Origin of the sequence: Terrimonas sp. (assembly GCF_003075435.1) — a bacterium.
Lineage (GTDB): Bacteria > Bacteroidota > Bacteroidia > Chitinophagales > Chitinophagaceae > Agriterribacter.
The window spans coordinates 437,850-462,984 of the sequence record NZ_QCZJ01000002.1 but is presented as its reverse complement, the minus strand read 5'-3'; the positions used below and the strand labels follow the sequence as shown (position 1 = coordinate 462,984).

Sequence of the window (25,135 nt, the reverse complement as noted above, 5' to 3'; positions counted from 1 at the left end):
TTTTCAATTGAAAAGAAAAAACCGTTATTTTTAGGGCTGTAACGTAGTTCTTTGAGTTGATGCCTGGGCGTTGGGGAAGTTTTTGTAAAAGCATCAAAATGGGGATGGTAATTATTATCCGTTCGGACTTACTATGGCGGGGATAAGTTCGAAGGCATTGAACGGGTTAGTAGAAAATAAGTATAAGTTCAATGGCGGAAATGAGTTACAAAGCAAGGAGTTTAGTGATGGCAGTGGGTTGGAACTATATGATGCTGTATTCAGACAGTTTGATGCGCAGATTGGGAGGTTCCATCAAATTGATCCCTTGGCGGATATTATAGATGGTTGGAGCCCTTATGCGTTTAGCTTCAATAATCCCATATTGTTTAATGATCCTTTGGGATTGTTAGCTGGCTCTGATACAATAACACTTCCCGAAATAGTTATTAATGGGAGATCGCAACCTCAGAAACCGGTCAATAATTATTCATACCCTTTAACGCCCCAGCCAACTTTTATAGCACCTATTGGTCAACCAAGTAATCCATCAAGCAATGGTTCCGGTGCTGTGTTAGCTACGGCCGGAGCAGCAACGTTGCAAGGGATGTCCGCAACAACTGCAGCAACAATAGGAGCCGTTGCTCTTGTGGGTGCAATCGCCATCGATCGACTCGTAAATCAACCTACAGGGTTTGATTTACCTACAAATTTTCGAGGAGACAATACTTATGTAAGAGGGCCGGTTGTTATTGGCCCCTTGACAACTCCAGCTAATCCAACTACGGCGCTACCATCACCACCATTAGATCCAACAAAAGTTTATGAAATTGGTGGATTTGATATCGCAACCATGAAATGGATTACCCTGAAATATGGTGTGGCAAGTACATTATATAATACTTATGATGGATTAGGGAATAGACGTCCTGATGGCCAGCTCGGAGGCCAACTCGGGGAGGCGTTGAGAAGTAAATACCCAACGATGCTTATCAGACAATTTACGTTGGCTGTTCTTCCAACTAAGGCAGAAGCCCTTGCTTTAGAAAATAATTTGGTCTACAGGTTTAAAATGATGAATTTGCGACCACCCAATTTAGCTCCTCCAGAACAAGGTTTACCATATGGGAATTCAATAAGATAAAAAGATGCTGAGACAATTAAATTTAATATTAGAAAGTCCTTTACATAAATGTGAAGGAACTCCCCCGATTAAATACAATCTTCAGAAGAGACTAGCACAACTTCGATATATTGATTATGCAAAAATTGAAGTATTGTTGGGTTCTCAAGGAAAACACTTGCATATTGAGTGGGAAGATAAAAGATCCATAATTGTATATTGTGAAATAGACCCAAGCAGTATTTCAAATCTATCTACAAAGTCAGAATTGGAATATCTTTACAGCCGATTAAAAGAAGTTTTTATAGCTATCTGGCAAAAAAGGAGTTGGCCAATTTTAGATCTGGTAGAAATTTTTAAGGCAATCGAGGAAAGCGAATATGAGAGCACTTTGTATTATGGCAAATACATAATGTCACCAAGTCGCAACTTCAAAGCAGAATTGTACTGCGAATTATTTCCAGTCTACACAAATTATTATGTCGTGTTTCATAAGAAAGATAATATGCTTTTCCAAAAGATATTTTTTCTAAAAGGGATTTCTGATCCTTCATTATTTTTCGACTATTTTCAAAGACGACACTGGATTTCCGAGGAAACCTTTGTGATTTCAGATTTAAAAAACGAGATGTTATATCAATTTAATGTGACAAGTTCTGATTTTAGCGTTGTCATAAATCCATCTTCAAATTCAGTCGAAGAATGTGAAAACATATTAAAGGCATTTCGATTTGATATCCCGCCAAATGAACGACTTAAACTTTTAGGCCTATAATGAAAAAACAATTAAAGTAGTTCCAAACCAGTTCCTCCCGATACTGGTGTAGCCCTCTGTTGCTGGTGTTGCTCTTTCCTTCTCCGCCGAGTCTCCTGCAAGGGACTCGGCGTAAACAAATGTATTATCATTAACTCTTCGCAGCGTTTCTCTTCCAAGCCAAGAGCATTGGCAGAACTCACACTATAGTAGATGCTTTTCTTCGCGGCACAGTCTCCTCGTGTGGCGGGTAATGTGGTAAGCAAGGGACTGTGACGATAATAATGCAGTAAAAAACAAGCCCGGTGTAGTGCCGGGTTTTTGTATTATAGTGCAGCGATAAAATCAAGAAGCCATCTGCTGCAATTGTTTTTTTTGTTCCCCGCAGAGTGGGAGTTCTCCGCCGTGTCTGCCCGTGAATAGCCTTAGTGTTGGCAGGCGACGCTGCGGTAGGCGGAGAATCAAAGATTGTAGTTAAAACTGCTGCGGTATATAAAAGATGTAAGCTAAACGTAAGAGAAACGATGAGTATGCCTCGCAGAGTCCAGCCCACGCACAAAAGGCTCGGAGTTGAAACTGCGGAGAACCAAAATGGCAATCCCCCGGTAAACAACAATCCCAACAGCAATACCACAGCCAACAGCGAAAAGTTGTACAAGCTTAAGGCTACTTCCGCGGCAGGAGAGACCGGGCTTGGCATAACCCTTAAGGTAATGGCAGGCGACAGGATAGATATATTCGGCAGGAGCTATTATTTTACCAATGTTACTAATGGCGGTACCAATAACAAAGACATTACCACGTTAAGCATACTTGCAGGACCGCTGGGTGGTCCGACAGGCGGTAATGCAGCCGCAGCCCATGGAGGAGTAACGGCTGCACAGCTTAACGGGTTTACCAATACAACAGATGGTATCGGTTCACTGTTTGCAGACCAGTTAGGTGAAGTCCCCAACAGTTCCTCCAAACCAAGAGCATTCATCAACTACATCTTTTTTGATGAGCAGTTTAAAAGTGTGGGATATGGTTTTGATGCAGTAGGAGACAATGGTGCTGTTAAGCCTCACCAGGTACAGAATAAAACAGCTCCCAAGAACGGATATGTGTATATTTACGTGAGCAACCAGAGCCAGGTTGATGTGTTCTTTGATAATTTGCAGGTGATCCATACCAGGGGAGCGATACTGGAAGAGACGCATTATTATCCGTTCGGTTTGACTATGGCCGGAATATCATCGAAGGCTTTAAACAACGCGATAGAAAATAAGTATAGATTTAATGGTGGGAATGAACTACAGAATAAAGAGTTTTCTGATGGTAGCGGGTTGGAGCTATATGATGCAACATTTAGAATGTATGATGCGCAAATCGGAAGGTTCCATCAGGTGGATTTGTTAGCGGATATAGTTGATAGTTGGAGCCCTTATACGTTTAGTTTTAATAATCCTATATTATTTAATGACCCATTAGGTTTATTAGCGGGATCTGATACAATTACTTTACCTGAAGTTGTTGTTGTTGGTAGGAAACAACCAGAAAAACCTATAGTACGATATTCCAATAATTTACCGAAACCTAATATTATTCCTGCGTATGCGCCTACGAGTGCACCTACTACAACAAATACAAACGGAAGGGATAATAATTCTATTTCTGCGGAGGCCTTAACTCTCACCGCTACAACTCGAAACCCATGGATAGGCATTGCGGCGTTAGGAGTTATTACTCTCGATATGATGATAAATAATCGAGGGGGTACACCTATAGTTTTTCCTAATTTATTTGCAAACGGTGATAATACAGCAATACCTGGTCCGACTGTGATAGAACCTCCTGTTGCACTTCCAATTGCAACACCAGTTCCCTATAATCCTGGAACTCCTACTAAAGTATATGAGCTAGGTGGGTATGATATTTTTACCTTGAAATGGCAGACATTAAAGTATGGAGTTGCGAGTACTGCATATGATACTTATGGAGGAGTTGGAAATAGAAGACCGGATGGACAACTAGGTGGGGCATTAGGTGAAGTATTGAGAAAAAAGTACCCAACTTTAGTTATCAGACAGGTGACTTTAATGACTTTGCCAAATAAAGCAACAGCTCATATGTATGAACAACTTCTCGTATCGAGATATGCTGCAATGAATGGGAGTCCTCCGCCTGAACAAATATTACCGCATCCTTAAAACAAAATAAATTGAAAGAGTTTTTTTTAAAGATTAATGAAGATCAAGGCAACTCTTTACTAATTAAACACATACAGTATAATGTGGCCAAAAGGGTTGTAAACTTAAAATACTCAAAGTATAGAAGAGTGGATGTTATTTTTGATTGTACGCATGATGGCATTGATATTGATTGGAATGATATCAAAACAGCAAGAATAATATGTGGCATCTCATGTGAAATAATACCTTTTTTGAGAGAAGAAAATATAATCAAAGAAGTATATGCAGCTATCTATAAATGTTTGACAAAATTGTGGGATTCTAATGGCTGGAATTTTGATGAGATCAATAATATATTTGCGGATATAGCAAACGAAAATTATAAATCTTGGTTTATTTACGGTAAAACATTATTATCTCCAGATAGGAAGTTGAAGGCGTATTTTTTCTGTGATTTACATCCATCATTTGCAAATTATCATGTTCAAATTTTAAGTAAAAAGAATGAATTAATTAGAAATATTCTGTTTTTAAAAGGTCAGCCTGATTTGTTGGTTTTCTTTCTTTTTTTTAAAAACTACTATTGGGTAGACAGTGATAATTTTGTATTATCTGATATCAACAGGGAAATATTTTATGTATTTAATATTACTAGTGGTGTGTCAGTTGAATATAAACCATTATACAACAGTATTGAAGATTGTAAAAATTACGTAAAAGCATTTGAATATAATACAACAATAAGCGACAGATTAAAGTTGTTAAACATAATGTGACTCGGTCTTCGGTCTAGCGCAAGGTGTGCCGTGAAAGTTGTATAGAAGATAGTAGTCCGAAGGACACAAGCAGTCGCAATCGTCCCGCTTGTGATGTGACATGAGTTAGCAAAGTAATACTATAAAAACAGCCCGGCGTTGCCGGGCTTTTATATTTTATGATGCCAATTGCTTCTGCAAATCACTTCTAAAGATAAAGGCATCAAGGAACTCTTTAACGAGTTTCTTTTTTTCTGCCGGGAGTTGTTCAATTTTTCTGAATTGAGAAAGCAGTTCTTCATCGTTAATAGCATCGGCGCTTTTATCCTGCAGCGTACCGTTCAGTAAATAATCAACCGTAACATCCAAAGCTTTAGCGATACGGTTTAAAATATCTGCAGCCGGTATAGCTTCACCAGATGGCGCAAGCATATGAACTAATGCAATAAAGCATGTTAAAAATGCTCGGGTAGCAGGCGCAAGCGTCCCGCTTGTGCCGATAAATTCAAGTTTCAATTACTTTTAGAAATTATTTACTACAGCAGCGCAAGAGATTTTTATGGCAAAAGGGCTTGATTGTATAAACGGCACAAGCGAGACGCTTGCACCTGCATCGGGGGCAGACGGTTTTACAAGTTATAATACTCAAACTAAAGCAATTGACATAAATATTTCGCAATCTTACGGGATTGCAGGGTTCGCACATGAAGCAACACATGCGTACCAATTTGAAAAAGGCGAAACAGATTTCAATAGAACTACAGGAGTTGATAGAGGGTTTCTACATGATATGACTGATGAAATCAGTGCGTATAGAAGGCAGTTTGTCATTAATTCAAAATCCACCGGAGTAAGTTCGCTTTCTAATATAACAGACAGTTATATCCGGGGATTGAATACGGCATATAAGACATTGCCTTCAATGTCATTGAATCAAAACTCCACTTTACATACAATAAATGTCGCTCATCGGTTGACATCTGGTATAATTTATATTCCCAACTTGGGCAATGATGGTATTAAACGATATATAGATGTAAAATCAACAACCTTTAGTAATTATGTATCACATTAGAAAAAGAAAGCTGCTTTTCTTGGCAGTGGTTTTACTGGCGTATTCTTGTAATAATAAATTAAAGATACTCACAAGTCTATATGGGAAGGAATTGGAGGCATCACAAAGTCACCTTTTTTCTCCAAGCAAATTAATACTTTATAAAGACTCTACATTTGAATATAGCGAAGGAGGACCTGCTTTAAAATACTCAAAGGGAGTTTGGATTTTGAATGCTGATAAAAAGAGTGTTACGTTAGGGAGCATAAAGGGAATAGAACAGAAAATAGATAAACAATTGGTTGATACTGTTTTTATAAATTTGGATGGTAAGATAGTAAAATTGAGAAGCAAAAAGAAGGTTGAAATGAATCAAACGATATTTTACATGAGTAATAAAAGAGTTGACAAAGCAACTATCAAAAATCCAAACGACAAATGAGAAATTACTTTTTGTTATTTGTGTCTATTTTCTTTTTACAGTATTGTAATAAGCCAACTAAAAAGAAAAATTTAATGAAAACAGCTTCCATGCACGATACTATGGAAAGTGGCAGCGATAGTACTTTGTTGGAAAAGTATAAATCTTTTTATGGGTTCGTTATTAAAAATAAGAGCCAGCATGATTTTTATTGCGTAGATGAAAAAACAATGTTTAAGTATATATCAAATAAGCAAATTGATTCTGTTATAATTAAGCAAGATATTTTAAAGTCTCAATGGTTTTCGCCAATTAGTGGAACATCTTATGATTACTTTAGTTGGTTGAATTTTATTGAGAACGAACCTGAACTTGATAATATCCAATTTCAAGTTTGTAAGAGTCAGAAAAGGTCGCAAATAATACCTGTATATGTGACGCAATTCAATCGAGAAATCAATGATTCAAAAACAAAAAAAGATGACTGTAATGACTTCTTTCCCTCAGAGATTTATGAAAAGACAAGTCTAAATTTGATTTATGTAATTCCTTTAAATTATGAAAAAGCAAACAAATATTTAAATATTAGAGATACATTAAGTCGTGAAAAATATAAAACATTCGTTGAAAATATTATAGCACATTAAGAGGATAATGTGTTACATCAGATATCCGTAGAGTTCTATAAAAAATAATAAGCTGCCGTCTGTATGTCTGCGACTACGGACGATATTCCTTCGCCGCCACGTCTCCCACATAGATAAAAGGGTAATGTTCGGTAATGTTCCAGAGTTAGTGATGGGATAATTTTGAACAGTTAAATAATTGAAGATCAATAAAAGCCTGTAAGGATAGGTTATAAAAGAGATGGATGGTATATCCGTCTCTTTTCATTTTTCAGAGTTGTTGGTGTTCTCAATCGCCATTGTTGTGTGTTGGTGGCTGGCAAAGTGCGTTGACAAACACCAACAACAGGGATTGAGAGGTGTTAATATAAAAACTTAGTACAAAATCGTTGTTGGTGAGGTCAAGGCACAAATCTATAATCAACACCAACGGCAGCAAATTATATAAACTGAAAGCCACTGCCACTGAAGGTGTGACCGGGCTTGGCATTACCCTAAAAGTAATGGCAGGTGACAGGATAGATATCTTTGGCAAGAGCTATTATTTTACCAGCAATACAGGTGGTACTTCAGCCAATAAAGCCCTACCGGTGCTGGACATCCTTACCGGTTTATTGGGCGGTCCAACCGGAGGAGCAGCGGCTGCTGCACATGGAGGTATAACGTCCTCGCAGCTCAATGGCATCAGCGATGTAACATCAGGCATTACTACATTGCTCGGCAACCAGACCACTGATGCTGCAGGAGCGCCAACAGTACCCAAAGCCTATATCAACTATATCTTTTTTGATGAGCAGTTTAAGGTAGCGGAAAGCGGGTTCAGTAAAGTAGGCACGAACAGTGTTGTTAAAACCCACTCCGACCTGACAAATAAAACAGCACCCAAGAACGGATATGTGTATATTTACGTGAGCAACGAAAGTCCCGTTGATGTGTTCTTTGATAATTTGCAGGTGATCCATACCAGGGGAGCGATACTGGAAGAGACGCATTATTATCCGTTCGGGCTTACTATGGCGGGGATATCGACGAAGGCTTTAAACGGAATTGCTGAAAACAAGTATAAATACAATGGAAAGGAAGAACAGAGAAAGGAGTTCTCAGATGGCTCCGGCTTAGAGTGGTTAGACTATGGGGCAAGGATGTATGATGCACAGATTGGGAGGTGGCATGCTATTGATCCGTTGGCTGACATGAACAGGAAGTGGAGCCCATATACATATGCTGCAAATAATCCAATAAGGTTTATTGATCCTGACGGAATGCGGTGGAAAGATCCAAAAAACGACGGCGAAATAGCAAATCGATTACAAAACGGGATTAAAAGTAGAAGGGAAGATGAGTCAAGGAATTTGGATAGGGCTAACAAGCGGGTAGAAAAGTTGAAAGGCCAGATTGCAGAGAAAGGATCATCGGCTAAATTAGAACGGCAATTAAAAAATGCCACAAATGAAGTTTCATCAATTACAGAAACAATAGGTGAATTAGATGCTGCATCAAGCACCCTTACTCAAATGGGAAGCGATGATGTGTCTCAAGAATTTACTTTCAAAGAAATAAGTGGAGATCAAGGCGACACTTATAAGGAGAATGGAGTAATTGTTATGGAGGTTGTAGGTGATGCCAATGCTATTCATGAGACAACACATGGGTGGCAAGTTCATACTGGTGATATTAAGGGCGAAGGTAAAGGCAATATGCAGTATAGAGGAGGTGAACATCTTTTAAGCTCTGAGGTTGCTGCTTATCGCAGACAGTTTGCTTTCGATCCTGCGAGTGTTCAAAATAATGTACCCTCTTATCCGAGAAATGCGCAAAGTTTATCAGACATTAACAGAAATTGGGTATTAGGCATAAACAAGTATAATAGATTTATATATGCTGAAATACTTTTGAAAGGTGTCCGAGATCCAAAAACAATAAAGAAATATCTAGATGGCCAATAATAATATTAGAATAAGCAACTGGATTTTCGCTAGTATATTAATTATTGTATGGTTTCTTGTTGGCTGTTCACCTACTAATAAGATATCTGGTACATATTCAGGTAATAATAGCTATACGACAATAATATTGAATGGTGATTCTACTTTTTTATATCGGTACAAGTTTGAATTTTCAAGAGAACATGCAGAAGGAAGATGGGAGTTATTAGGGAATTCAACAATTGTGTTAAATAGCTATATTAAAGATCGCTCTATCCCTATTAAAGGAGATGAGGAACATGATGTTTCATTGGCTGAAGGAAAGCATCTGACTATTAATACCGATATACCAAAAAGTGAAAGAGGGTTCTATACATGTTCTGTTTTTATAAATGATACTTTTTTTGTTAAAAGGAGATGCGATTCCATTGATGGCTTGAAAGTGCCAGACCGAACAGCGAGTTTATTTATTCGAATAAAGGCAGATGAGAGAATACCGGGCCGCTTTTTGGATAGCCTGGAAACACAAAAATATATTTTAAAGGATAGAAGAAACAATGAAGTAAAGCTAAGTATCGAGAATTTTGATTCACTTTTTAACTATCGTATATTCGATAATGTGCATGTTCTGGTATCAAAAAAGGGAATGCGGCTCCCTTCTTCTCATCGAGCCAGCTTTCTTTTTTTAAATAGACATAATTAAAAAACGCATTATTATCCGTTCGGACTTACTATGGCGGGGATATCATCGAAGGCACTAAACGGCATCAGTGAAAACAAGTTCAAGTACAATGGTAAGGAAGAGCAGCGGAAAGAGTTTAGTGATGGCAGTGGACTTGAATGGTTAGACTATGGAGCAAGAATGTATGATCCACCAGATGGCGCAAGCATATAAGCTAATGCAATAAAGCCTGTTAAAAATACTCAGGTAGCAGTCACCAGATGGCGCAAGCATATGAACTAATGCAATAAAGCATGTTAAAAATGCTCGGGTAGCAGGCGCAAGCGTCCCGCTTGTGACGTTAATACCTGATGCCCTGCAATTAAATTTAGAAGCTGATTAATAATTTTTATATTTAATCATGAGTCGCAAATATAAGTTTGGCGATAATGATAAGCTTTATTTTATCAGTTTTGCGGTAGTATATTGGATTGATTTATTTATCCGGAATGAGTATAAGGAGATAATGCTGGAAAGCTGGCGGTTTTGTCAGCGTGAAAAGGATTTAGAAATATATGGATGGTGCATAATGACAAGCCATGTACACATGATTGTAGGTAGTAAAGGCAGAGGATTGGATAAAATAGTAGGTGAGATGAAGAGCTATACATCGAGAAGTTTAAGGAAAGCTATAACGCAACATCCCGGCGAAAGTCGTAGAGAATGGATGATGTGGATGATGAAACGAGCGGGAATGATGAATGGGAATAATAATGACTGGCAATTATGGCAGCAGCATAATAAGCCATTGGAAATATTAAATAACGAAATGTTTTATCAAAAACTTGAATACATTCATATGAACGCTGTAGAAGCAGGGTTTGTAGAGAAAGCAGAGGATTATCTTTATAGCAGTGCAAGAGATTTTTATGGAGGAAAAGGGTTGATTGAGCTGTGCTATATCGTGTAGTGCAGGCGACACAAGCGAGACGCTTGGTTCCTGAGTATTTGCAACCTTGCGCCTGATGGCGCGGATTCTCCGCGAGTCTCTCCTCAGGGCAATGTGAGTTGGCAGGACTCTGCGGTAGGCGGGGCATCAAGGGTTGTAATTAAAACTACTGCTATGTAAAGAGGATGTAGATTTGACGAAACAGAGACGATGATACTGCCTCGCAGAGTCCAGCTTACGCACAAAAGGCTATGAGTTAAGACCCTTGCGGAGAACCGAAAGCGCACGTCCGGTTCTGTGTGCGGCTGATGTTGAAATGCATGGGCCTCCCCGGCTTAGCAACGCCCGGATAGTCTTACCGGGTCATTTTTTATTGTAATGGTATTTTACCAGGGATAGCGTATCCGTTTTTTTATATCTTTATCCCGCAACAATTAAAATACCATGGCAGCTACTACACTTAAAATATTAAGAGAAGTAAAAGGATATACGCAGGAGCAGATTGCAGATGTTTTAGGCATTAGCCAAAATACATATAGCCGTATTGAGAGACAGCCCAAGAGCCTTACCGTGGAACAGGCTCAAAAGTTATCCGACTTCTATAGTGTTGATCTGGAAGATTTATTATCAGAGGTTGTTCCAACAATTTCCTTTCACGAGCCAAAGTTTGAAAACTCTAATAACGGATACTTACATCAATTGGAGAATGATTATCGTCAATCTTCAATTTCAGAGGTCGAAAGCCTGAAAGAAGAGATAGCGTATCTTCGCCAACAAAATATTGAGCTGATTAAAGCTTTAGGCAATAAGCATTAAATGGAGAAATTACTTCGGCAATAATCTTTCGAACAATAATTGATTTTCTGTTTGCAACCGGAATATCTCTTCCTTCAATAATTTTATAGTCTCATTTTTAGATTCGAGAATAAGATTGACCAATCGTATGTCTTGCTGATAAAGATTATGAACATAGCCATTACTACCATTGAAGGGGCTGTTAATGAATCTAAAATCTCTTCCTTCCCTTATATTATTTTCATAAAATATTTCGCGGGGAACATTGTATATTTTCGAAAGATTTTCCGCTATTTCCTGATTAAGAATTTTTGAGCCAGATTCCAATGCAATATATATATCCAGGGATATTCCAAGTTTAATTGCCACTTCAGGACATTCTTTGTTATGATAAATTCGGAATGCATACAATTTGGAGCCAATATTCATGCGATTAATTCATTAATGTAAGGAGACTAAGTTTTCTCAATCTTTTTAAAAAAGTCCGAAAGAGATACATTGAAATATTCGCAGATTTTTGATAAGGTGCTGACGCTTAAATTTGCTTTTGCTGTCTCGATTCTTCCAATATGAATATTTATATCGTTGTAAACAGCTTCCTGTGTCAACCCCTTTTTCTCGCGAAGTTCTTTAATGACTATTGCGATTTTTTGAAGTAATATTTTATCACGAAGTTGCGCCATTTGCATAGTAAAGGTGAAATCATGCCTTTGTCCGGACAATGACGTATTCGTCATTATTTCTTATCTTAGCCTTCTGCATTATGTCAATGGGCTTCTCACATATTGATGATTCGTTGTTCAAGGACGAAGTGTTTGTAGAGTCTTTTTTTAAAAAATACTATCCTTCCCTCTGCTTTTTCGCTCAACGGTTTGTGAAAAACAGGGAAGCAGCTGAAGACATAGTAGGAGAGGCTTTGATGAAGGTTTGGGAGAAAAGAGAAAAGCTGGATAATCCTGCCGGGCTAAAAAATTACTGCTATACTGTTGTACGCCATGATTGTGTACACTGGCTAAAGAGCCGGCAGCGCAGCAATGCAACTGGCTCTCCTGAAGAACATACACTTTATAGTGAAGAAACAGTACTCCATAATATTATAAGAGCAGAAGTAGTGGAGCAACTCCATGCTGCCATACAGCAATTGCCCCCTAAAAGCAGCCAGGTATTCTCCAAGCTTTATATTGAGGGCAAATCAGTTGCTGAAACTGCCAAGGAGTTGCAGTTAACCGTATCTACCATTAAATCTCACAAAAGAAACGGGCTTGCCATACTAAGAGCGATGATTACGAGGATGCTGGTGGCAGTTGTAATACTAATTACCTTTTAAGCATTATTGGTGTAAATAACTTGTAGTGAAATGCCGGCTGCAAAAATTGTATTATCATAAATATGTTATAATTATTACAAATATTGTATAATAAATATTGTTATATTTGTTATATAAATATTATGAAGTGACAAATATAATTGACAAATATAAGATACTGCTCAACTCCGTTCCCAGGCTTATTGAAATATCGGGGTATAAAAATGAATACATTGCACAGAAACTGGAAATGACGCCTACTCACTTTTCCGCAAAAAAATCTAAGGGTAACTGGACCATACAGGAGGTTGAAAAAATATTGAAAACCATATCAAATGAAGATGTGGAAGACTATTTAGATGATATGGTTTTTGAAAAATGTTTTCCTGGCAAGCTCATTGATTCAAAGCAGTTTGAAAAAAGAATGGGATGGAAATAATGCTGGAAGAACAGTTTGTAGAAGAACTTTTATTTTGCCCCAAAGCATTTCAACAGGAATTTCGCAAAATATATCAACAACTTAAAATTGTCGACAATCCTTTAGAAATAAAGGGGATCAGAAAATATAAAGCCGGAAGATTTAAAATATATATCTGGAAAAGCCGGATATCATTAAAAGTTAAAGCGCACCAGGGACATATTGGTATGTTTCTTTATAATGAGTTTTATTCCCGCGAATAAACCGGATTTATCAATATCTGTTAATCTCTATAAGCAGCCTGATTACAGGTAAACAAATATTTTTCAAAAATTTTTTACTTATTCTTCATCCTTTTTCTTACTTCTTCCTTTTAATCTGATAAGCAGGTAATCATTGCCCGAAATTCTTCTTAACTTACTGAAATCACTTAATGTAATAACAAGTTTATGTCTAACGACGAAGCATATCGCATTGCATATCTTATAGCAGGCTATATCAGGGGCACACTTACCGATAAGGAAAAAGATGAACTCGATGATTGGATAACAGAAAGTGATGCAAACATAGAGCTCTTTGGTGAACTCACTGATGAGAGACATATTGAAGTGCTACTTGCAGACAGGGCTAATTACAATAGCGAAGCGGCGATTGCAAAGCTTAAAGAAAAAATATTAGATGAAAAGCCAACTGCCCGCCGCGGAAAATCCTGGATTATGTATGCGGTAGCGGCGGCAGTAAGTATTTTGCTTATCCTGTATTTTGTTTTAAACGATGATAAAATTCCTGCTAAGGGAAATGATATTATAGCGCACAACGATATTAATCCCGGTACGGATAAAGCTGTGCTTACTACCGGCAGCGGTAAGCAGATTATCCTGGATAGTACGGTCAACCGGGCCGGGTTATTTGTTGAGGGAGTACATGTTTCTGATTCAGGAGCAATGCTTCGCTATGGCAGTGCAACTGCCATGCAGGAATGGCATACACTTACCACGCCAAGAGGCGGACAATACCGGTTACAACTCGCTGATGGCTCTCTTGTATGGCTTAACGCGGAAAGCAGCATCCGTTTTCCAACAGCTTTTACAGGCAGGGAAAGAGCAGTAGAAATAACAGGCGAAGTTTATTTTGAAGTAGCAAAAAATCCGTTAAAGCAGTTTATAGTAACTGCAGGGGTAACAAAAACGGCGGTACTGGGAACACATTTCAATATTGAAGCCTATTCGCAGGATACATCCCTTACGGTTACGCTGGCTGAAGGTAAAATAACAGTTACAGATACGCTAAGTAATAAAACGCTATTGTTAAAGTCCGGAGACCAGGCGGGTAGGGGAAACGCATCTTTTACGATGCGGAATAATGCAGATATTGAGCAGGTACTGGCATGGAAGAACGGATGGTTCAATTTTAAGGAAGCTCCGATACAACATATTATGCAGCAGCTTGCAAGATGGTATAATGTGGAGATTGAGTATAAGGGTACTGTCAATTATCATTTCAATGCGGATATAGAAAGAAACGTGTCTGTTTCGAAGCTACTTGAGCTGCTGGAAAAAACAGGTCGTGTACATTTTGAAATAAAAAATAACACAATAATTGTTACACCTTAAAAAATATTGCCGATGGGATAAAACTATAGCTTAATGACCATAAGAAACCGCTTCGCATTGCGGGCGAAGCGGTGTATGTAATCGGTCGACAAATACAAACAATCTTGCGGATTGTTTCCTGGAGGAAAAATGTATTCATTAACCAAAACTGATCAAAGATATGGAATTCAGCGCACGCTGCATAGTCCGTTCCTGTGCAAAACCGGGATTGCCTGCCGGAGAGCGTTTTCACAATCGCTTGGCGAGCAAAACACTTCGGATAATGAAACTGGTAATACTGCTTACTATACTAACCACATTAAAAGCCTGGAGCAACGTTTCCGGGCAAAATCTTACACTAGCTGTAAAAGACGCTTCGCTGGAATCTGTTTTCCTGCAGGTAAAAAAACAGTCAGACTACAGGTTTATATTCGCGAGGGAAGAACTCAAAGGAGCGAATCCTGTAACATTTTCTGTAAATGACGCCGGTATCAATGTTGTATTGCAGTATTGCTTTCAAAATCAACCGCTCGGCTACACAATAGACGGGAGATATATTATTGTGAAACAAAAGCTCCCGGCTTCTGATACCACAAAACAACCTCTACGTGTTACCGGAATAATTCTTTCCGAATCGGGTGAGCCTATTGCAGGCGCTACCATTACCATTAGAGGAACAAGCCTTTCAGCAGTTACAGATGAGGAAGGGAAATTCGTTTTTGATAATATAACAACCGGAGCAGTGATAATGGTGAGCAGTATAGGTTACAAAATGGCAGTATACAGTATTGCCGATGCCCGTGACATCAGGCTTCGTTTAACACCCCGGGTCAGCGAACTATCCGGTGTAAACATTACTGTCAATACCGGTATGCAATCTCTTCCGAAGGAAAGAGCAACAGGTTCATTTACTTTTATTGACAATAAGTTATTCAATGAGCAGGTCTCTACTGATGTTATAAGCCGCCTTGAGTATATCGCCAATGGGGTATCTGTTAACAGGAAGATCAGCACATCGGGGCAAATGAGCATAAGAGGCCTGAGCACCATACGTGGCCCGAAAGATCCACTGATAATTGTGGACAATTTTCCCTATGCCGGCGATCTGAATAATATTAATCCGAATAATGTAGAATCTATAACCATTCTTAAAGATGCTGCCGCTGCGTCTATCTGGGGAGCGAGAGCCGGTAACGGGGTTATAGTAATTACTACCAAAAAAGGGAAGTTTGACCAGCCTTTCAGGATTGAAATAAACAGCAATATAACCATTGCTGAGAAACCGGATCTTGGTTATCTCAAACAGATGTCGTCTTCTGATTTTATTGATGTAGAGCAGATGCTTTTTGAAAAGGGCTTTTATGCAGGAAAGGAAAATGATTTTACCCGCCCTGCATTGTCGCCGGTGGTTGAAACATTGATAGCGCAGCGTGATGGATTGATTGATGGTGCTACCGCTACCTCAAGAATAAATGCATTGAGAACAAAAGATGTAAGAGATGACTTTGATAAATATATGTATCAACGGGCGGTAAACCAGCAATACTCGTTGAACGCAAGAGGTGGTTCAAAAAATATGGCTTATGCATTTGCTATAGGTTTCGATAAAAATGTTTCAGAACTGGCTGCAGGATATAACCGGGTAAATATTAGTTCGGAAAATACTTTTGCTCCGTTGAAAAATCTGGTGATTGATGCTGGCATTCATTATACACAAAGCAAATCTACCAGTGGTAAGCCTGGTTATTATTCCATTCAGCAACCAGGGTATTCTGCGCTGCCGCCGTATGTCTCGCTGGGTGGTGCATTGGATTATTATCGTGGCCCATATATTGACACGGCAGGGGAGGGAAAGCTGCTTGACTGGAAATATTACCCCGCGGAAGATTATAAGCACAGCCGGTATGAAAACAAACTTCAGGATATATTGATGAACCTCGGCATTCGCTATACGTTTATACAAGGCTTTTCTGCCGATGTGAAATATCAATACGAAAACCAGCAGACAGATGGTAACTCGCTGAACGATATGGAAAGTTATTACACGCGTAACCTTATCAATACATTTACGCAGATAAATGATGGAGAGGTGAGTTACGGCGTTCCCCAGGGTGCGGTGTTGGGGTTGTCTCATGGCTCCATTACATCGCACAACCTTAGGGGACAGTTAAATTACAGTAATACCTGGGGCAGGCACGGTGTAGCTGTAATAGCGGGTTCTGAAATCAGGCAGGCACAGAATAAATCCAATGGCAATACGATGTATGGATATAATGATGATATTCTCACCTATGGGGTGGTTGACTATGCAAATGTAAAGCCAACATTTATAACTGGATGGGGAAGCTTTATTCCTGATGGTGTTTCGATTAATGAAACGATGAATCGTTTTGTATCGTTCTACGGTAATGCTTCTTATACATATCATGACCGTTATATTGTTTCCGGGAGCGCTAGAAAAGATGCCTCAAATTTATTCGGAGTTTCTACCAATAATAAATGGAAGCCATTATGGTCCGCAGGCGCGAGCTGGGAAATATCAAAGGAGAAGTTTTATAAATCCGGTTTCCTGCCTTACCTGCGTTTGAGAACAACATATGGTTATAGTGGGAATGTGGATCCAAGTATGTCTGCTTTGACTACGATACAATATGATGTTACTAATCAATATCTAAATACTTCTACTGCTAGGATTGTAAATTTCTATAACCCTGATTTGACTTGGGAAAAAGTGAAAATTTTAAATGTGGGTATGGACTTCAAGATAAGTGGAGGGAGAATAATAGGGAGTATAGAATATTATTTGAAAAAGGGGTTGAACTTATATGGATCCGTACCGATAGATTATACCGCTGGTTTAGGACCAGATAATGTTATAAAAAACGTTGCTTCGATGAGGGCAAAAGGAGTTGATGTTCAGTTAAACTCAATAAATTTTCGGGGGCCGGTTCAATGGTTAACTGACATTAATTTTAATTTCTATAAAGACGAAGTAATTAATTACAATCTTCGCAATCAGCAAGGACGGAATTATATTACCGGCGCTGGGTTATTAAGTATTTCTGGCATTGAGGGAAAACCAGTATATGCGATGTTATCATATCAATGGGCTGGATTAAGTCAAGAAAACGGGAATCCACAAGGTTATGTAAATAAAGAAATATCTTCAGATTACAATGCAATTACTGGTAGTAACACAACCATAAGTGATCTTTATTATAGTGGTTCTATAATGCCGTCATTTTTAGGGAATATTGGAAATACAATTAGTTATAAAGGACTTTCACTTTCACTTAGAATTTCGTATAAGCTTAACTATTACTTCCGTAAAACGTCAATTAGGTATAGTAGTTTGTTCACCTCTTATTCTGGTCATTCAGATTTTACCAACCGTTGGAGAAATTCAGGCGATGAAAGATATACAGATATTCCATCTATAGAATATCCAACATCTTATAATCGAGACGACTTTTATTATGGAGCCGCTGTTTTGGTTGAGAGGGGGGATCACGTAAGGCTACAGTATATCCAATTTTCTTATTCATTACAAAATTCTTTATTGGTAAAACTTGGATTTACGCAACTGCAATGCTATTTATTAATGAATAACCTGGGAATTATCTGGAGAGCTAATGGAGTAAAGATTGACCCAGATTATTCTGATAACTCAATTTTGCCAGCAAAAAATTTTGCATTTGGTTTCAGAGCTACATTTTAAAACTCTTAATTCAATTTAAATGAAAAAAATATTCCTAAATACACTTATAATTTTGAGTTTTTTATATAATGCTGGATGCCGGAAATATTTGGAAGTTACGCCTGATAAAAAGCTGACCTTAGTAAGTAGCCTTGAAGATTTACAGGCTTTATTGGATGTTTCCAGCGAAATTAATTTTTATGATCCTGGTGTAGGGGAGGCGAGCGCTGACAATTACTTTATTAAAACTGAAATTTTTGAATCAATGGATGAATACGATCGCAATCAATATACTTGGTCTGACTATAATGTAATACCACCTTTTTCTGTATATGAAGGAAATCCTTGGGGTTATTGTTTTAATGTGATTTATAAAGCCAATACAGTACTTTTCAATCTGGAAAAAATTGCTCATACAAAAGAACAAGAAGCAATTTATAATAATGTGAAGGGGCAAGCTTATTTTTTAAGAGCAAAATTTTATATGGAATTAGCTTGGATATGGTGTTTAGCCTATGATTCAGCTAATGCAGAGAAAAATCTTGGATTACCTTTAAGACTAACTCCCGATTTTAATGAAATATCAGAAAGATCAAATTTAAACCAAACATATTCACAAATAATTGCAGACTTAAAGTTGGCAATAGAATTGCTTCCGGATAATTCGATTCATTCTCTACGCCCGTCACGAGCAGCTGCTTATGGATATTTGTCCCGATTTTTTCTATCAATGCGAGATTATGTCAATGCAGGAAAGTATGCTGATTCTTGTCTAAAAATGCATTCCGAACTGTTAGATTATAACATTGATATTCCTGATACAAATGCCATTTATCCAATACCACAATTTAATAAAGAAACTATATATTTTTCACGAATGTATACACCCCGTTCTATTTACTACGGAAATATTGATACAACACTTTATGCTAGCTTTGATGAAGATGATTGGCGGAGAAAGTTTTTCTTTTTAAATGCTGGTGATAATCTGGTAAGATTTGTAGGAAGTTATAATCATTCCAGAACTCCGTTTACAGGTCTTGCTTCAGATGAAGTATACTTAACGAATGCTGAATGCGCTATAAGAACAGGTAATATTGTAAAAGGAATTAATCTTATTAATCATTTGTTAGAAAGGAGATTTAAAAGGGAGAAGTTTATCCCTATAGAGATAACCAATCCACAAATGGCCTTAGAGTTGGTACTTGCTGAAAGAAGAAAGGAGCTAATTTATCGAGAATTAAGATGGATGGATATAAAGAGATTAAACAAAGAAGGATATAATATCAATCTGAAACGAGAAGTTGGAAACAATTTTTACGCATTACCTGCAAACGACCTTCGCTTTGCGCTTGCTATACCTGAAGATGTTATCGAAAGGTCTGGGATGTTGCAGAATCCAAGATAATAGAGTAACCGTTTTAGTTACTCTATTAATCTACATTTTTTAAGGTTTTTTCGCATCCATAGTTATAGAAGTTCCGCCTATCCCATTTGTTCCTATATAGTCAACAAGTGCTGTTCTTGTGGCAAGTGAAGCTGAATGAACTTTACACGCAATAGTACCGGTTTCACAATCAACAGAAGGGTTAGATTCATGCTTTGCCCATTTTGTAGAATCTGTATATTCTGATGCCGAACTCCCTGAAAATACAAAGTATGTAGTTGCAAAATTTATCTTTTCCTCTAATTTGCCTTTGTTGTTTGGTCGCTCGGTTTTTTTTGCCACAAATGCAAAAGCTGCAATTACTGAAACAATAATCAGCGGAAGAATAAATTTTATTTTTTTCATGTTGGTATAAAGGCTTTTATAATCTCAAAAAGCAGTAAAAACTTTTGAAGTGATGAAATGGAATAGAGATACAGGGTGGTAGCCTTGTTTACCACATTAGTGAAAAAAGTGTTGCTTACTCTGTTGCAGGTTTTCAGCTTACATCCTGGAGTATTTCAGGTATGGGTTTATTATTGCAATAAAAACTGTGAAACATTTGAATACTGATGATCTTTTACTGTTTTCGATGAGGGGAGATTAAATAACGCGTTTGCTTTGCTAATACAAAGAACAGATAAATGGTAGATGGATAAAAATAAGTTGATGCCGGATTCGGCAGTAATGATAACGCTTTTGGTTGCTAGCGTTTCTTTTTGCTTTGGGTGGGGGTAATGCCAAAACGCTTTTTATATGCATTGATAAGATCTGCGGGCCGCCAGCCTACTTCTATAGCGGCATATTTTACCATTTCTCCCTTGTCAAGCAGCTCAAGCGCTTTGTTCAATCTTTTTTCTGCCAGGTATTCAAGAGAGCCTTTTCCGTAAAACTGTTTAAAAAGTATTTTAAACTTGTTAGTATTTATTCCGGCTATTTTTGACAGTTCAGGTATGGTATAATGTTTAGTGATATCCCCGGTAATCAATGCTGCTATGGCATGCATTTTTTCGGCTTCTGCCTGATTGTACGCCTCATTAACATTATTGTTTTTACTTTTCAAAGTAAAGTATAAGAACAGCAGATCTTCTGCTTTTGATTCGTAGTAAGGCAGGCGCCAGTCCTGCCGGTATTCACAGCGAAGGATCTGCTCAATATTTTCTCTTGCTTCATTATTCATTCTGTTGATCATATCAGGCATAATGCTGCAGGGATCAGTTGCTGTTACCATTCGCTGATAATCCGGAAAATAACTGAGTAAACCTGAGTAAAGCATGGGCGTATACCAGCAGGAAAAGAATTCGTAAGCTCCTTTCTTTTTTATATTGATTGTAGATGCAGGAATTCCTTTGCATAAATACCAATCCATTGCCCGGCTATTAATGTTAACTTGTTTTATTTCTGCTGCGATATTATCTCCGATAATATGTGCTGATAATGATAGCCCGGATGCTGATGATCCGGTTTGAATGTGCAGTGGATGATCAGCGCTTATTACTGTATACTGAATGCAAAAGGATCTTCCGTTATATATTTGAACGCATATCCATCCAAAATCACCTGTAGCCGTATACACTTTTCCCCCCGGTAAGCGTTTCCCGGTAAAGTTTTCCGGGAGCTCACCCGACCAATGCAGCATTTCACATGATGGGATAGACAGTTTTGGTCTTATCATTTAAATATCTTGAACCTCAGTTATCAATTTACTAATTATTATGTGAAGTCGCTGATTACGTTCAAAAGGAAGAATATCTGAAAAAGAAATTTTTATACTAATTTTTGCTGTAAATAAGTGTTTACAATTATGGAATTTGTATTATTTTACTGAAGGAACAGATAGTTAAGCAGGCTGATTTGCGTTGACTCCGAAAAAAGGGTAGAGGGAAGGCTGACCAATAATCTATTTATATGAATTCACTAATCACTTATAGTCGCGCTACGCCGGGTTTTATACATTAAATATTATGAAGTAGCACTGAAGAACTCTTCCGAAAAATTACCGATTGAGAATATTTGTAAGGAAAAGGTAGAGAAAAAGGTTAAGGATAAATTGCTTTGGAGAGGAAATTGAAACTATACAGAAATGAATGCATCCGGGTTGGCAATGACCGGAAGCAGGAAAGATATTCTTGCTGGATAGAAATGAAGAGGAGCATTATGATTTTTAAGTTTTGCATCATTATTCCAAATTCTGTTCCATAATTTTTAAAACTTTAATTATGGAACAGAATTTGGAATCATCAGCATGGAACATGGTATCAGAAGTAGAACTTATTTATAAATCAAAAGTGAAAGCATCTGACCGCTCATTCATTAAAAGCTCAGTGGATATGGTAAATGCCCTGCGTAATTTTTATGATGAAAATACCATTGAATTACAGGAAGCTTTTTATGTGATGTATCTGAACAGAGGCTTCAGAGTGTTGGGCATTTACAAGGTGTCGGAGAGTGGTAAACAGGTACTATTGCAGATCCGAGATTAAGTATTGACTATTTCAAATAACAAGTATGCTTACCGGTAACCTGTAACGCATATTAATTTTTCAAAAAAAGAGAGAGGCGATCTGCATAGACGCCTCTCTCTTTTTTGAAGTCCCCCGTTTTTGATATAATTATTTCTTTTTAAAACTGCCAATGGTAGTAGCATTCTGATCAATCCTGAATTTTATACTCTGACCACCAATATCCATGATGGTATCTTTGCTGATTTTTACACCCTGGTAAACTAACAATGTATCTGATTTGATAACATATTTAGCTCCTGAGGCGGCCGAAGAAGTAATAGGTAGTCCGTCAACTTCCAATCCCTGGAAAGCGGAACCATCCGGAAAATACAGGGAATCATTCCCTATTTTCTGATATTTACCCGAAGCACTATATGGCGGTACATCTCCGCCAAACTCAACCTTTTCAATGTCCGGCTGAGGAATACCCATCATATACGTAGTAACATAAACGGTATCATCAATACTATATCCCATGTTAGTGGCAGTAAATTTATCTGAGGCAAAAGACATGTCGCCCTTATTATTAATTGAGGTTGTTTCGCAGGCAGTCACAAATTTTATTTCAACTCCATTCTCCCTGGTTGAAGCAGATGAGGAAAAATTCATGTAAAGATTCAGAAAGCTCCAGTTGCCTTCTAAAGGCACAGGATCGTTACCGTTATTGTTATTCCCGCCGCTGTTATTGATCGTATCAACCGACATTTCCTTTTGACAGGAAAAGAAAACCATAGCAATAAAGGGCAGGATAAAAATTTTTTTCATATAAAAAATAAAACTGTTTAACAAATATACGATTATGAAATAAAGATGGTTTGGTGAAAACAGGGATATTAGGTTAAAACAAAAGCCCTGTAAGAGCTTCTACGCTTACAGGGCTTTGTGCTTTTATTGAATTACAAACTAATCCTTGAGGTTCAGGTACTTTTTAACAGCATTATAGTCATTCCAGTCTACTGCCGAAGCCTTACGTCCTGCGGCTGTGCTGCCTGGAATAACTATATAGCGATATTGCCAGGCTTTATCCCCGTTATCATTTGTAAAAGTTGATGCATCTTCAGTTGAATAAAAATTAATTTCCCCCACTGTATAATAAAGATTGATATTTAGCACCCCGGTTAAGGCATATAAGTCTGTGATTGGCAGGGCAAAAACAGCCGGACTTGCTGCAGTACCTGCGTTTAAGTACACTTTAATATCTCCTGCAGTTAAAATCTCTTCAAGTATCAATGGTGCATCAAGTGTGGCAGACCATGCCAGTGTATCCAGCACTCCGTTGGTCGTAGCTGTTTCCGGATCAAATGTTACATCTTTCCAATCAGAATAAAAAACATTGGCAGCATCCCCTTGATCTCCTTTATCTCCTTTATCACCTTTTGCTCCCTGTGCACCGGTTTCCCCTTGCGGTCCCTGTGGACCTTCTTTAGCGCAGGAAGAAAATAATATAGTTGTTGCCAGCAAAACTGCGGCAAGTGATTGCAGCGTCAATTTTTTCATAAAGTAATTTTTGGTTTGTTAATAATACTAAAATAACAAATAAACAGCTATAATTAATCACCTGACTATAACAATCCGTCAGTCTCATAAAAAATATCTATTACTGTTTATCCGGAATATACAGATGGCATTATGTTGCGCAAACATTATGGCGCAAACCAGTGTATCCATGCCCTGGCATTGGAAGCATTTACCATATCATATTCATCTTCACTTATCTGCACCAGGTAATACCCATCGCTTTCCAGCATTTTGATTGCGGTATTCACGTATGGATCAACAGCATCATCCGGAATATCGCCAAGATCGCCCAAATAGTTTCCGAAACGTATACGCCCGTCAGCAGTAAAAGTTGGTGCACGGAAAGCAGTCCCAAAACTTAACGTTAATGTACCATCCTCATTCATAAGATAGCCCGCAAGATCGTAAGTAATGCCACCACTGGTTCCAAACTTTGGAAAGAAGCTTAGTGCTACAAAGTTCTCAATGCCTGTAAGTCCATATGCATCATCCACTCCATCCACATGAAATCCTGTAAGAGATACCCAGTATCCGTCTTCATCCACCATACGCTGCCACCAACGACGGGGAGCTTCGGTGTCAAGTACCTGTGGTTTTATTACGCCTTTTATTGAAGCGTTGGTACCATTGCCAACATTGCCACTAATTGTTTGTGTGAGATTCGACCATACGGGGTCAAAAAAACCTGTAACCACCGTTGTGCCTGCAAGAAATGGTTGCGCAAATTCAATTCCGTTTAACCCAAAATATATTTTAGTTGTAAAAGAATGCGCATTACCCTGGCTATCTGTCCAGGTGATAATAGCCATTCTTGTGCTAAGATTGAAATTAAGGTCATACGATTGCCCGCCAACGGTAAATTGCTTAAAATACTGCAGTATTTTGTTAAAGATGTTTTGAAACAGGTTCACATTAAATTCTCCTGTAGTATAGCCTTCTTCTTCCTGCTGTGTTGCTTTAACCAGCATTGCTTTGCTGCCATTAACCCTTCCTGTTAGCTGTATGGTATCAACGCCGGAGGAATCGTTAAAGAAAAATTCAAAATCAGATAGGAGCCCCTGTGCCCAAACCCCGTTATTTACTGCCGGTGCCGGATCTGCAAGTACGTGAACATATGAATATGTATCAAAAATGAGGCTGGGTTGCTGCAGCGCTTTCAAACGGTAACTGCTTTCTTTGAGCGTAACCGCCGAAGCAGAATCAAAGTCGGAAACCATTTGCACCCTGTTATCATTATTGAACTTTACATAAAAACCATAGGCGCCGCCACCTGCCGGCTCTATGATCAGCCTCCAGCCATATTGGGCGCCGCTTAATTGTTCCTGGTAGGCGCTGAGCTTTTTTGATAAGCGTTCATCGGGAGATTCGCTGAACAAATGATCATCTTCTTTACGGCAGGATGATATTGTTACTACGAGTAAAACAATATATATAATCAGCTTTCTCATAATATTTGAATGA

26 protein-coding genes and 1 pseudogene are annotated in these 25,135 nt (G+C 38.1%); 19 read left to right on the top strand and 8 right to left on the bottom strand.

What is annotated here, in order from left to right:
- Positions 1-124: 124 nt before the first annotated feature.
- From DC498_RS04625 to DC498_RS04610, 4 genes and pseudogenes are all read left to right on the top strand, one after another.
- Positions 125-1,123: pseudogene (locus DC498_RS04625) on the top strand (RHS repeat-associated core domain-containing protein); the annotation flags it as partial.
- Positions 1,124-1,127: 4 nt separating this feature from the next.
- Positions 1,128-1,877 (top strand): hypothetical protein, encoded by a 750-nt coding sequence (locus DC498_RS04620; RefSeq protein WP_116872948.1) that lies wholly within the window; start codon positions 1,128-1,130, stop codon positions 1,875-1,877.
- Positions 1,878-2,386: 509 nt separating this feature from the next.
- Positions 2,387-4,045 carry an RHS repeat-associated core domain-containing protein gene (locus DC498_RS04615; protein WP_165813751.1) on the top strand — a complete coding sequence of 553 codons (1,659 nt, stop codon included), beginning with the start codon at positions 2,387-2,389 and terminating at the stop codon, positions 4,043-4,045.
- An 11-nt stretch (positions 4,046-4,056) separates the two neighbouring features.
- Positions 4,057-4,803 carry a hypothetical protein gene (locus tag DC498_RS04610; protein ID WP_116872946.1) on the top strand — a complete coding sequence of 249 codons (747 nt, stop codon included), beginning with the start codon at positions 4,057-4,059 and terminating at the stop codon, positions 4,801-4,803.
- A gap of 156 nt (positions 4,804-4,959) precedes the next feature.
- Here the strand turns inward: DC498_RS04610 and DC498_RS04605 are convergent, their stop codons facing one another.
- Entirely contained in the window at positions 4,960-5,298 is a 339-nt protein-coding gene (locus tag DC498_RS04605; protein WP_116872945.1) for a helix-turn-helix domain-containing protein, read from the bottom strand.
- Between the two features lie 43 nt (positions 5,299-5,341).
- Between DC498_RS04605 and DC498_RS04600 the strand changes: the two genes are divergently transcribed.
- From DC498_RS04600 to DC498_RS04570, 8 genes are all read left to right on the top strand, one after another.
- On the top strand, positions 5,342-5,857 hold the full coding sequence (locus DC498_RS04600) for a hypothetical protein (RefSeq protein WP_116872944.1): 516 nt from the start codon (positions 5,342-5,344) through the stop codon (positions 5,855-5,857).
- Positions 5,844-6,278, top strand: coding sequence for a hypothetical protein (locus DC498_RS04595; RefSeq protein WP_116872943.1), 435 nt, complete (start codon positions 5,844-5,846; stop codon positions 6,276-6,278). Before DC498_RS04600 ends, DC498_RS04595 begins: the two co-directional genes overlap by 14 nt.
- A complete protein-coding gene (locus DC498_RS04590; protein WP_116872942.1) occupies positions 6,275-6,904 on the top strand; it encodes a hypothetical protein in 630 nt (209 codons plus the stop codon). Before DC498_RS04595 ends, DC498_RS04590 begins: the two co-directional genes overlap by 4 nt.
- A 374-nt stretch (positions 6,905-7,278) precedes the next feature.
- Entirely contained in the window at positions 7,279-8,829 is a 1,551-nt protein-coding gene (locus DC498_RS04585; protein WP_206197526.1) for an RHS repeat-associated core domain-containing protein, read from the top strand.
- Positions 8,819-9,511, top strand: coding sequence for a hypothetical protein (locus DC498_RS04580; RefSeq protein ID WP_116872941.1), 693 nt, complete (start codon positions 8,819-8,821; stop codon positions 9,509-9,511). The genes DC498_RS04585 and DC498_RS04580 overlap by 11 nt, the downstream gene beginning before the upstream one ends.
- A 30-nt stretch (positions 9,512-9,541) precedes the next feature.
- On the top strand, positions 9,542-9,703 hold the full coding sequence (locus tag DC498_RS26090) for a hypothetical protein (RefSeq protein ID WP_165813749.1): 162 nt from the start codon (positions 9,542-9,544) through the stop codon (positions 9,701-9,703).
- 187 nt (positions 9,704-9,890) lie between these two features.
- Positions 9,891-10,439, top strand: coding sequence for an REP-associated tyrosine transposase (locus DC498_RS04575; protein WP_116872940.1), 549 nt, complete (start codon positions 9,891-9,893; stop codon positions 10,437-10,439).
- 423 nt (positions 10,440-10,862) lie between these two features.
- On the top strand, positions 10,863-11,234 hold the full coding sequence (locus tag DC498_RS04570) for a helix-turn-helix domain-containing protein (protein ID WP_116872939.1): 372 nt from the start codon (positions 10,863-10,865) through the stop codon (positions 11,232-11,234).
- 9 nt (positions 11,235-11,243) lie between these two features.
- Here DC498_RS04570 and DC498_RS04565 read toward each other — a convergent pair whose 3' ends face one another.
- Positions 11,244-11,642: a hypothetical protein gene (locus DC498_RS04565; protein WP_116872938.1), complete on the bottom strand. Its 399-nt coding sequence runs from the start codon at positions 11,640-11,642 to the stop codon at positions 11,244-11,246.
- A gap of 26 nt (positions 11,643-11,668) precedes the next feature.
- Entirely contained in the window at positions 11,669-11,950 is a 282-nt protein-coding gene (locus tag DC498_RS04560) for a helix-turn-helix domain-containing protein (RefSeq protein ID WP_206197525.1), read from the bottom strand.
- 32 nt (positions 11,951-11,982) lie between these two features.
- On the opposite strand from DC498_RS04560, the gene DC498_RS04555 reads away from it, so the two are divergent.
- The 6 genes from DC498_RS04555 to DC498_RS04530 all read left to right on the top strand — a co-directional run bounded on the left by DC498_RS04555 (position 11,983) and on the right by DC498_RS04530 (position 19,634).
- Positions 11,983-12,540 (top strand): RNA polymerase sigma factor, encoded by a 558-nt coding sequence (locus tag DC498_RS04555; RefSeq protein WP_165813747.1) that lies wholly within the window; start codon positions 11,983-11,985, stop codon positions 12,538-12,540.
- Positions 12,541-12,667: 127 nt separating this feature from the next.
- Positions 12,668-12,958, top strand: a complete 291-nt coding sequence (locus DC498_RS04550; protein WP_133176762.1) for an MjaI family restriction endonuclease — start codon at positions 12,668-12,670, stop codon at positions 12,956-12,958.
- On the top strand, positions 12,949-13,200 hold the full coding sequence (locus DC498_RS04545; protein ID WP_116872935.1) for a hypothetical protein: 252 nt from the start codon (positions 12,949-12,951) through the stop codon (positions 13,198-13,200). The genes DC498_RS04550 and DC498_RS04545 overlap by 10 nt, the downstream gene beginning before the upstream one ends.
- A gap of 186 nt (positions 13,201-13,386) precedes the next feature.
- The gene (locus DC498_RS04540; protein WP_116872934.1) at positions 13,387-14,550 is read left to right on the top strand and encodes a FecR family protein; all 1,164 of its coding nucleotides are present in this window, start codon (positions 13,387-13,389) and stop codon (positions 14,548-14,550) included.
- Positions 14,551-14,812: 262 nt separating this feature from the next.
- On the top strand, positions 14,813-18,247 hold the full coding sequence (locus DC498_RS04535; protein WP_165813746.1) for a SusC/RagA family TonB-linked outer membrane protein: 3,435 nt from the start codon (positions 14,813-14,815) through the stop codon (positions 18,245-18,247).
- A 19-nt stretch (positions 18,248-18,266) separates the two neighbouring features.
- Positions 18,267-19,634: a RagB/SusD family nutrient uptake outer membrane protein gene (locus DC498_RS04530; RefSeq protein WP_116872932.1), complete on the top strand. Its 1,368-nt coding sequence runs from the start codon at positions 18,267-18,269 to the stop codon at positions 19,632-19,634.
- Between the two features lie 39 nt (positions 19,635-19,673).
- Here DC498_RS04530 and DC498_RS04525 read toward each other — a convergent pair whose 3' ends face one another.
- On the bottom strand, positions 19,674-20,018 hold the full coding sequence (locus DC498_RS04525; RefSeq protein ID WP_116872931.1) for a DUF6520 family protein: 345 nt from the start codon (positions 20,016-20,018) through the stop codon (positions 19,674-19,676).
- A gap of 340 nt (positions 20,019-20,358) precedes the next feature.
- Complete coding sequence (locus DC498_RS04520; RefSeq protein ID WP_116872930.1) at positions 20,359-21,327, bottom strand: helix-turn-helix domain-containing protein; 969 nt, start codon at positions 21,325-21,327, stop codon at positions 20,359-20,361.
- Between the two features lie 544 nt (positions 21,328-21,871).
- On the opposite strand from DC498_RS04520, the gene DC498_RS04515 reads away from it, so the two are divergent.
- Positions 21,872-22,135 carry a hypothetical protein gene (locus DC498_RS04515; RefSeq protein ID WP_116872929.1) on the top strand — a complete coding sequence of 88 codons (264 nt, stop codon included), beginning with the start codon at positions 21,872-21,874 and terminating at the stop codon, positions 22,133-22,135.
- 129 nt (positions 22,136-22,264) lie between these two features.
- Here the strand turns inward: DC498_RS04515 and DC498_RS04510 are convergent, their stop codons facing one another.
- The 3 genes from DC498_RS04510 to DC498_RS04500 all read right to left on the bottom strand — a co-directional run bounded on the left by DC498_RS04510 (position 22,265) and on the right by DC498_RS04500 (position 25,122).
- A complete protein-coding gene (locus DC498_RS04510) occupies positions 22,265-22,921 on the bottom strand; it encodes a hypothetical protein (protein WP_116872928.1) in 657 nt (218 codons plus the stop codon).
- 138 nt (positions 22,922-23,059) lie between these two features.
- Positions 23,060-23,653 carry a collagen-like protein gene (locus tag DC498_RS04505; RefSeq protein ID WP_116872927.1) on the bottom strand — a complete coding sequence of 198 codons (594 nt, stop codon included), beginning with the start codon at positions 23,651-23,653 and terminating at the stop codon, positions 23,060-23,062.
- A 146-nt stretch (positions 23,654-23,799) separates the two neighbouring features.
- Entirely contained in the window at positions 23,800-25,122 is a 1,323-nt protein-coding gene (locus DC498_RS04500) for a DUF4302 domain-containing protein (RefSeq protein ID WP_116872926.1), read from the bottom strand.
- Positions 25,123-25,135: the final 13 nt, after the last annotated feature.

Coding starts and splice junctions, on each gene's coding strand:
- DC498_RS04620 (WP_116872948.1), top strand. CDS start 1,128: ATGCTGAGACAATTAAATTTAATATTAGAAAGTCCTTTACATAAATGT.
- DC498_RS04615 (WP_165813751.1), top strand. CDS start 2,387: ATGCCTCGCAGAGTCCAGCCCACGCACAAAAGGCTCGGAGTTGAAACT.
- DC498_RS04600 (WP_116872944.1), top strand. CDS start 5,342: ATGGCAAAAGGGCTTGATTGTATAAACGGCACAAGCGAGACGCTTGCA.
- DC498_RS04595 (WP_116872943.1), top strand. CDS start 5,844: ATGTATCACATTAGAAAAAGAAAGCTGCTTTTCTTGGCAGTGGTTTTA.
- DC498_RS04590 (WP_116872942.1), top strand. CDS start 6,275: ATGAGAAATTACTTTTTGTTATTTGTGTCTATTTTCTTTTTACAGTAT.
- DC498_RS04580 (WP_116872941.1), top strand. CDS start 8,819: ATGGCCAATAATAATATTAGAATAAGCAACTGGATTTTCGCTAGTATA.
- DC498_RS26090 (WP_165813749.1), top strand. CDS start 9,542: ATGGCGGGGATATCATCGAAGGCACTAAACGGCATCAGTGAAAACAAG.
- DC498_RS04575 (WP_116872940.1), top strand. CDS start 9,891: ATGAGTCGCAAATATAAGTTTGGCGATAATGATAAGCTTTATTTTATC.
- DC498_RS04570 (WP_116872939.1), top strand. CDS start 10,863: ATGGCAGCTACTACACTTAAAATATTAAGAGAAGTAAAAGGATATACG.
- DC498_RS04565 (WP_116872938.1), bottom strand. CDS start 11,642: ATGAATATTGGCTCCAAATTGTATGCATTCCGAATTTATCATAACAAA.
- DC498_RS04560 (WP_206197525.1), bottom strand. CDS start 11,950: ATGACGAATACGTCATTGTCCGGACAAAGGCATGATTTCACCTTTACT.
- DC498_RS04555 (WP_165813747.1), top strand. CDS start 11,983: ATGGGCTTCTCACATATTGATGATTCGTTGTTCAAGGACGAAGTGTTT.
- DC498_RS04545 (WP_116872935.1), top strand. CDS start 12,949: ATGGAAATAATGCTGGAAGAACAGTTTGTAGAAGAACTTTTATTTTGC.
- DC498_RS04540 (WP_116872934.1), top strand. CDS start 13,387: ATGTCTAACGACGAAGCATATCGCATTGCATATCTTATAGCAGGCTAT.
- DC498_RS04535 (WP_165813746.1), top strand. CDS start 14,813: ATGAAACTGGTAATACTGCTTACTATACTAACCACATTAAAAGCCTGG.
- DC498_RS04530 (WP_116872932.1), top strand. CDS start 18,267: ATGAAAAAAATATTCCTAAATACACTTATAATTTTGAGTTTTTTATAT.
- DC498_RS04525 (WP_116872931.1), bottom strand. CDS start 20,018: ATGAAAAAAATAAAATTTATTCTTCCGCTGATTATTGTTTCAGTAATT.
- DC498_RS04520 (WP_116872930.1), bottom strand. CDS start 21,327: ATGATAAGACCAAAACTGTCTATCCCATCATGTGAAATGCTGCATTGG.
- DC498_RS04515 (WP_116872929.1), top strand. CDS start 21,872: ATGGAACAGAATTTGGAATCATCAGCATGGAACATGGTATCAGAAGTA.
- DC498_RS04510 (WP_116872928.1), bottom strand. CDS start 22,921: ATGAAAAAAATTTTTATCCTGCCCTTTATTGCTATGGTTTTCTTTTCC.
- DC498_RS04505 (WP_116872927.1), bottom strand. CDS start 23,653: ATGAAAAAATTGACGCTGCAATCACTTGCCGCAGTTTTGCTGGCAACA.
- DC498_RS04500 (WP_116872926.1), bottom strand. CDS start 25,122: ATGAGAAAGCTGATTATATATATTGTTTTACTCGTAGTAACAATATCA.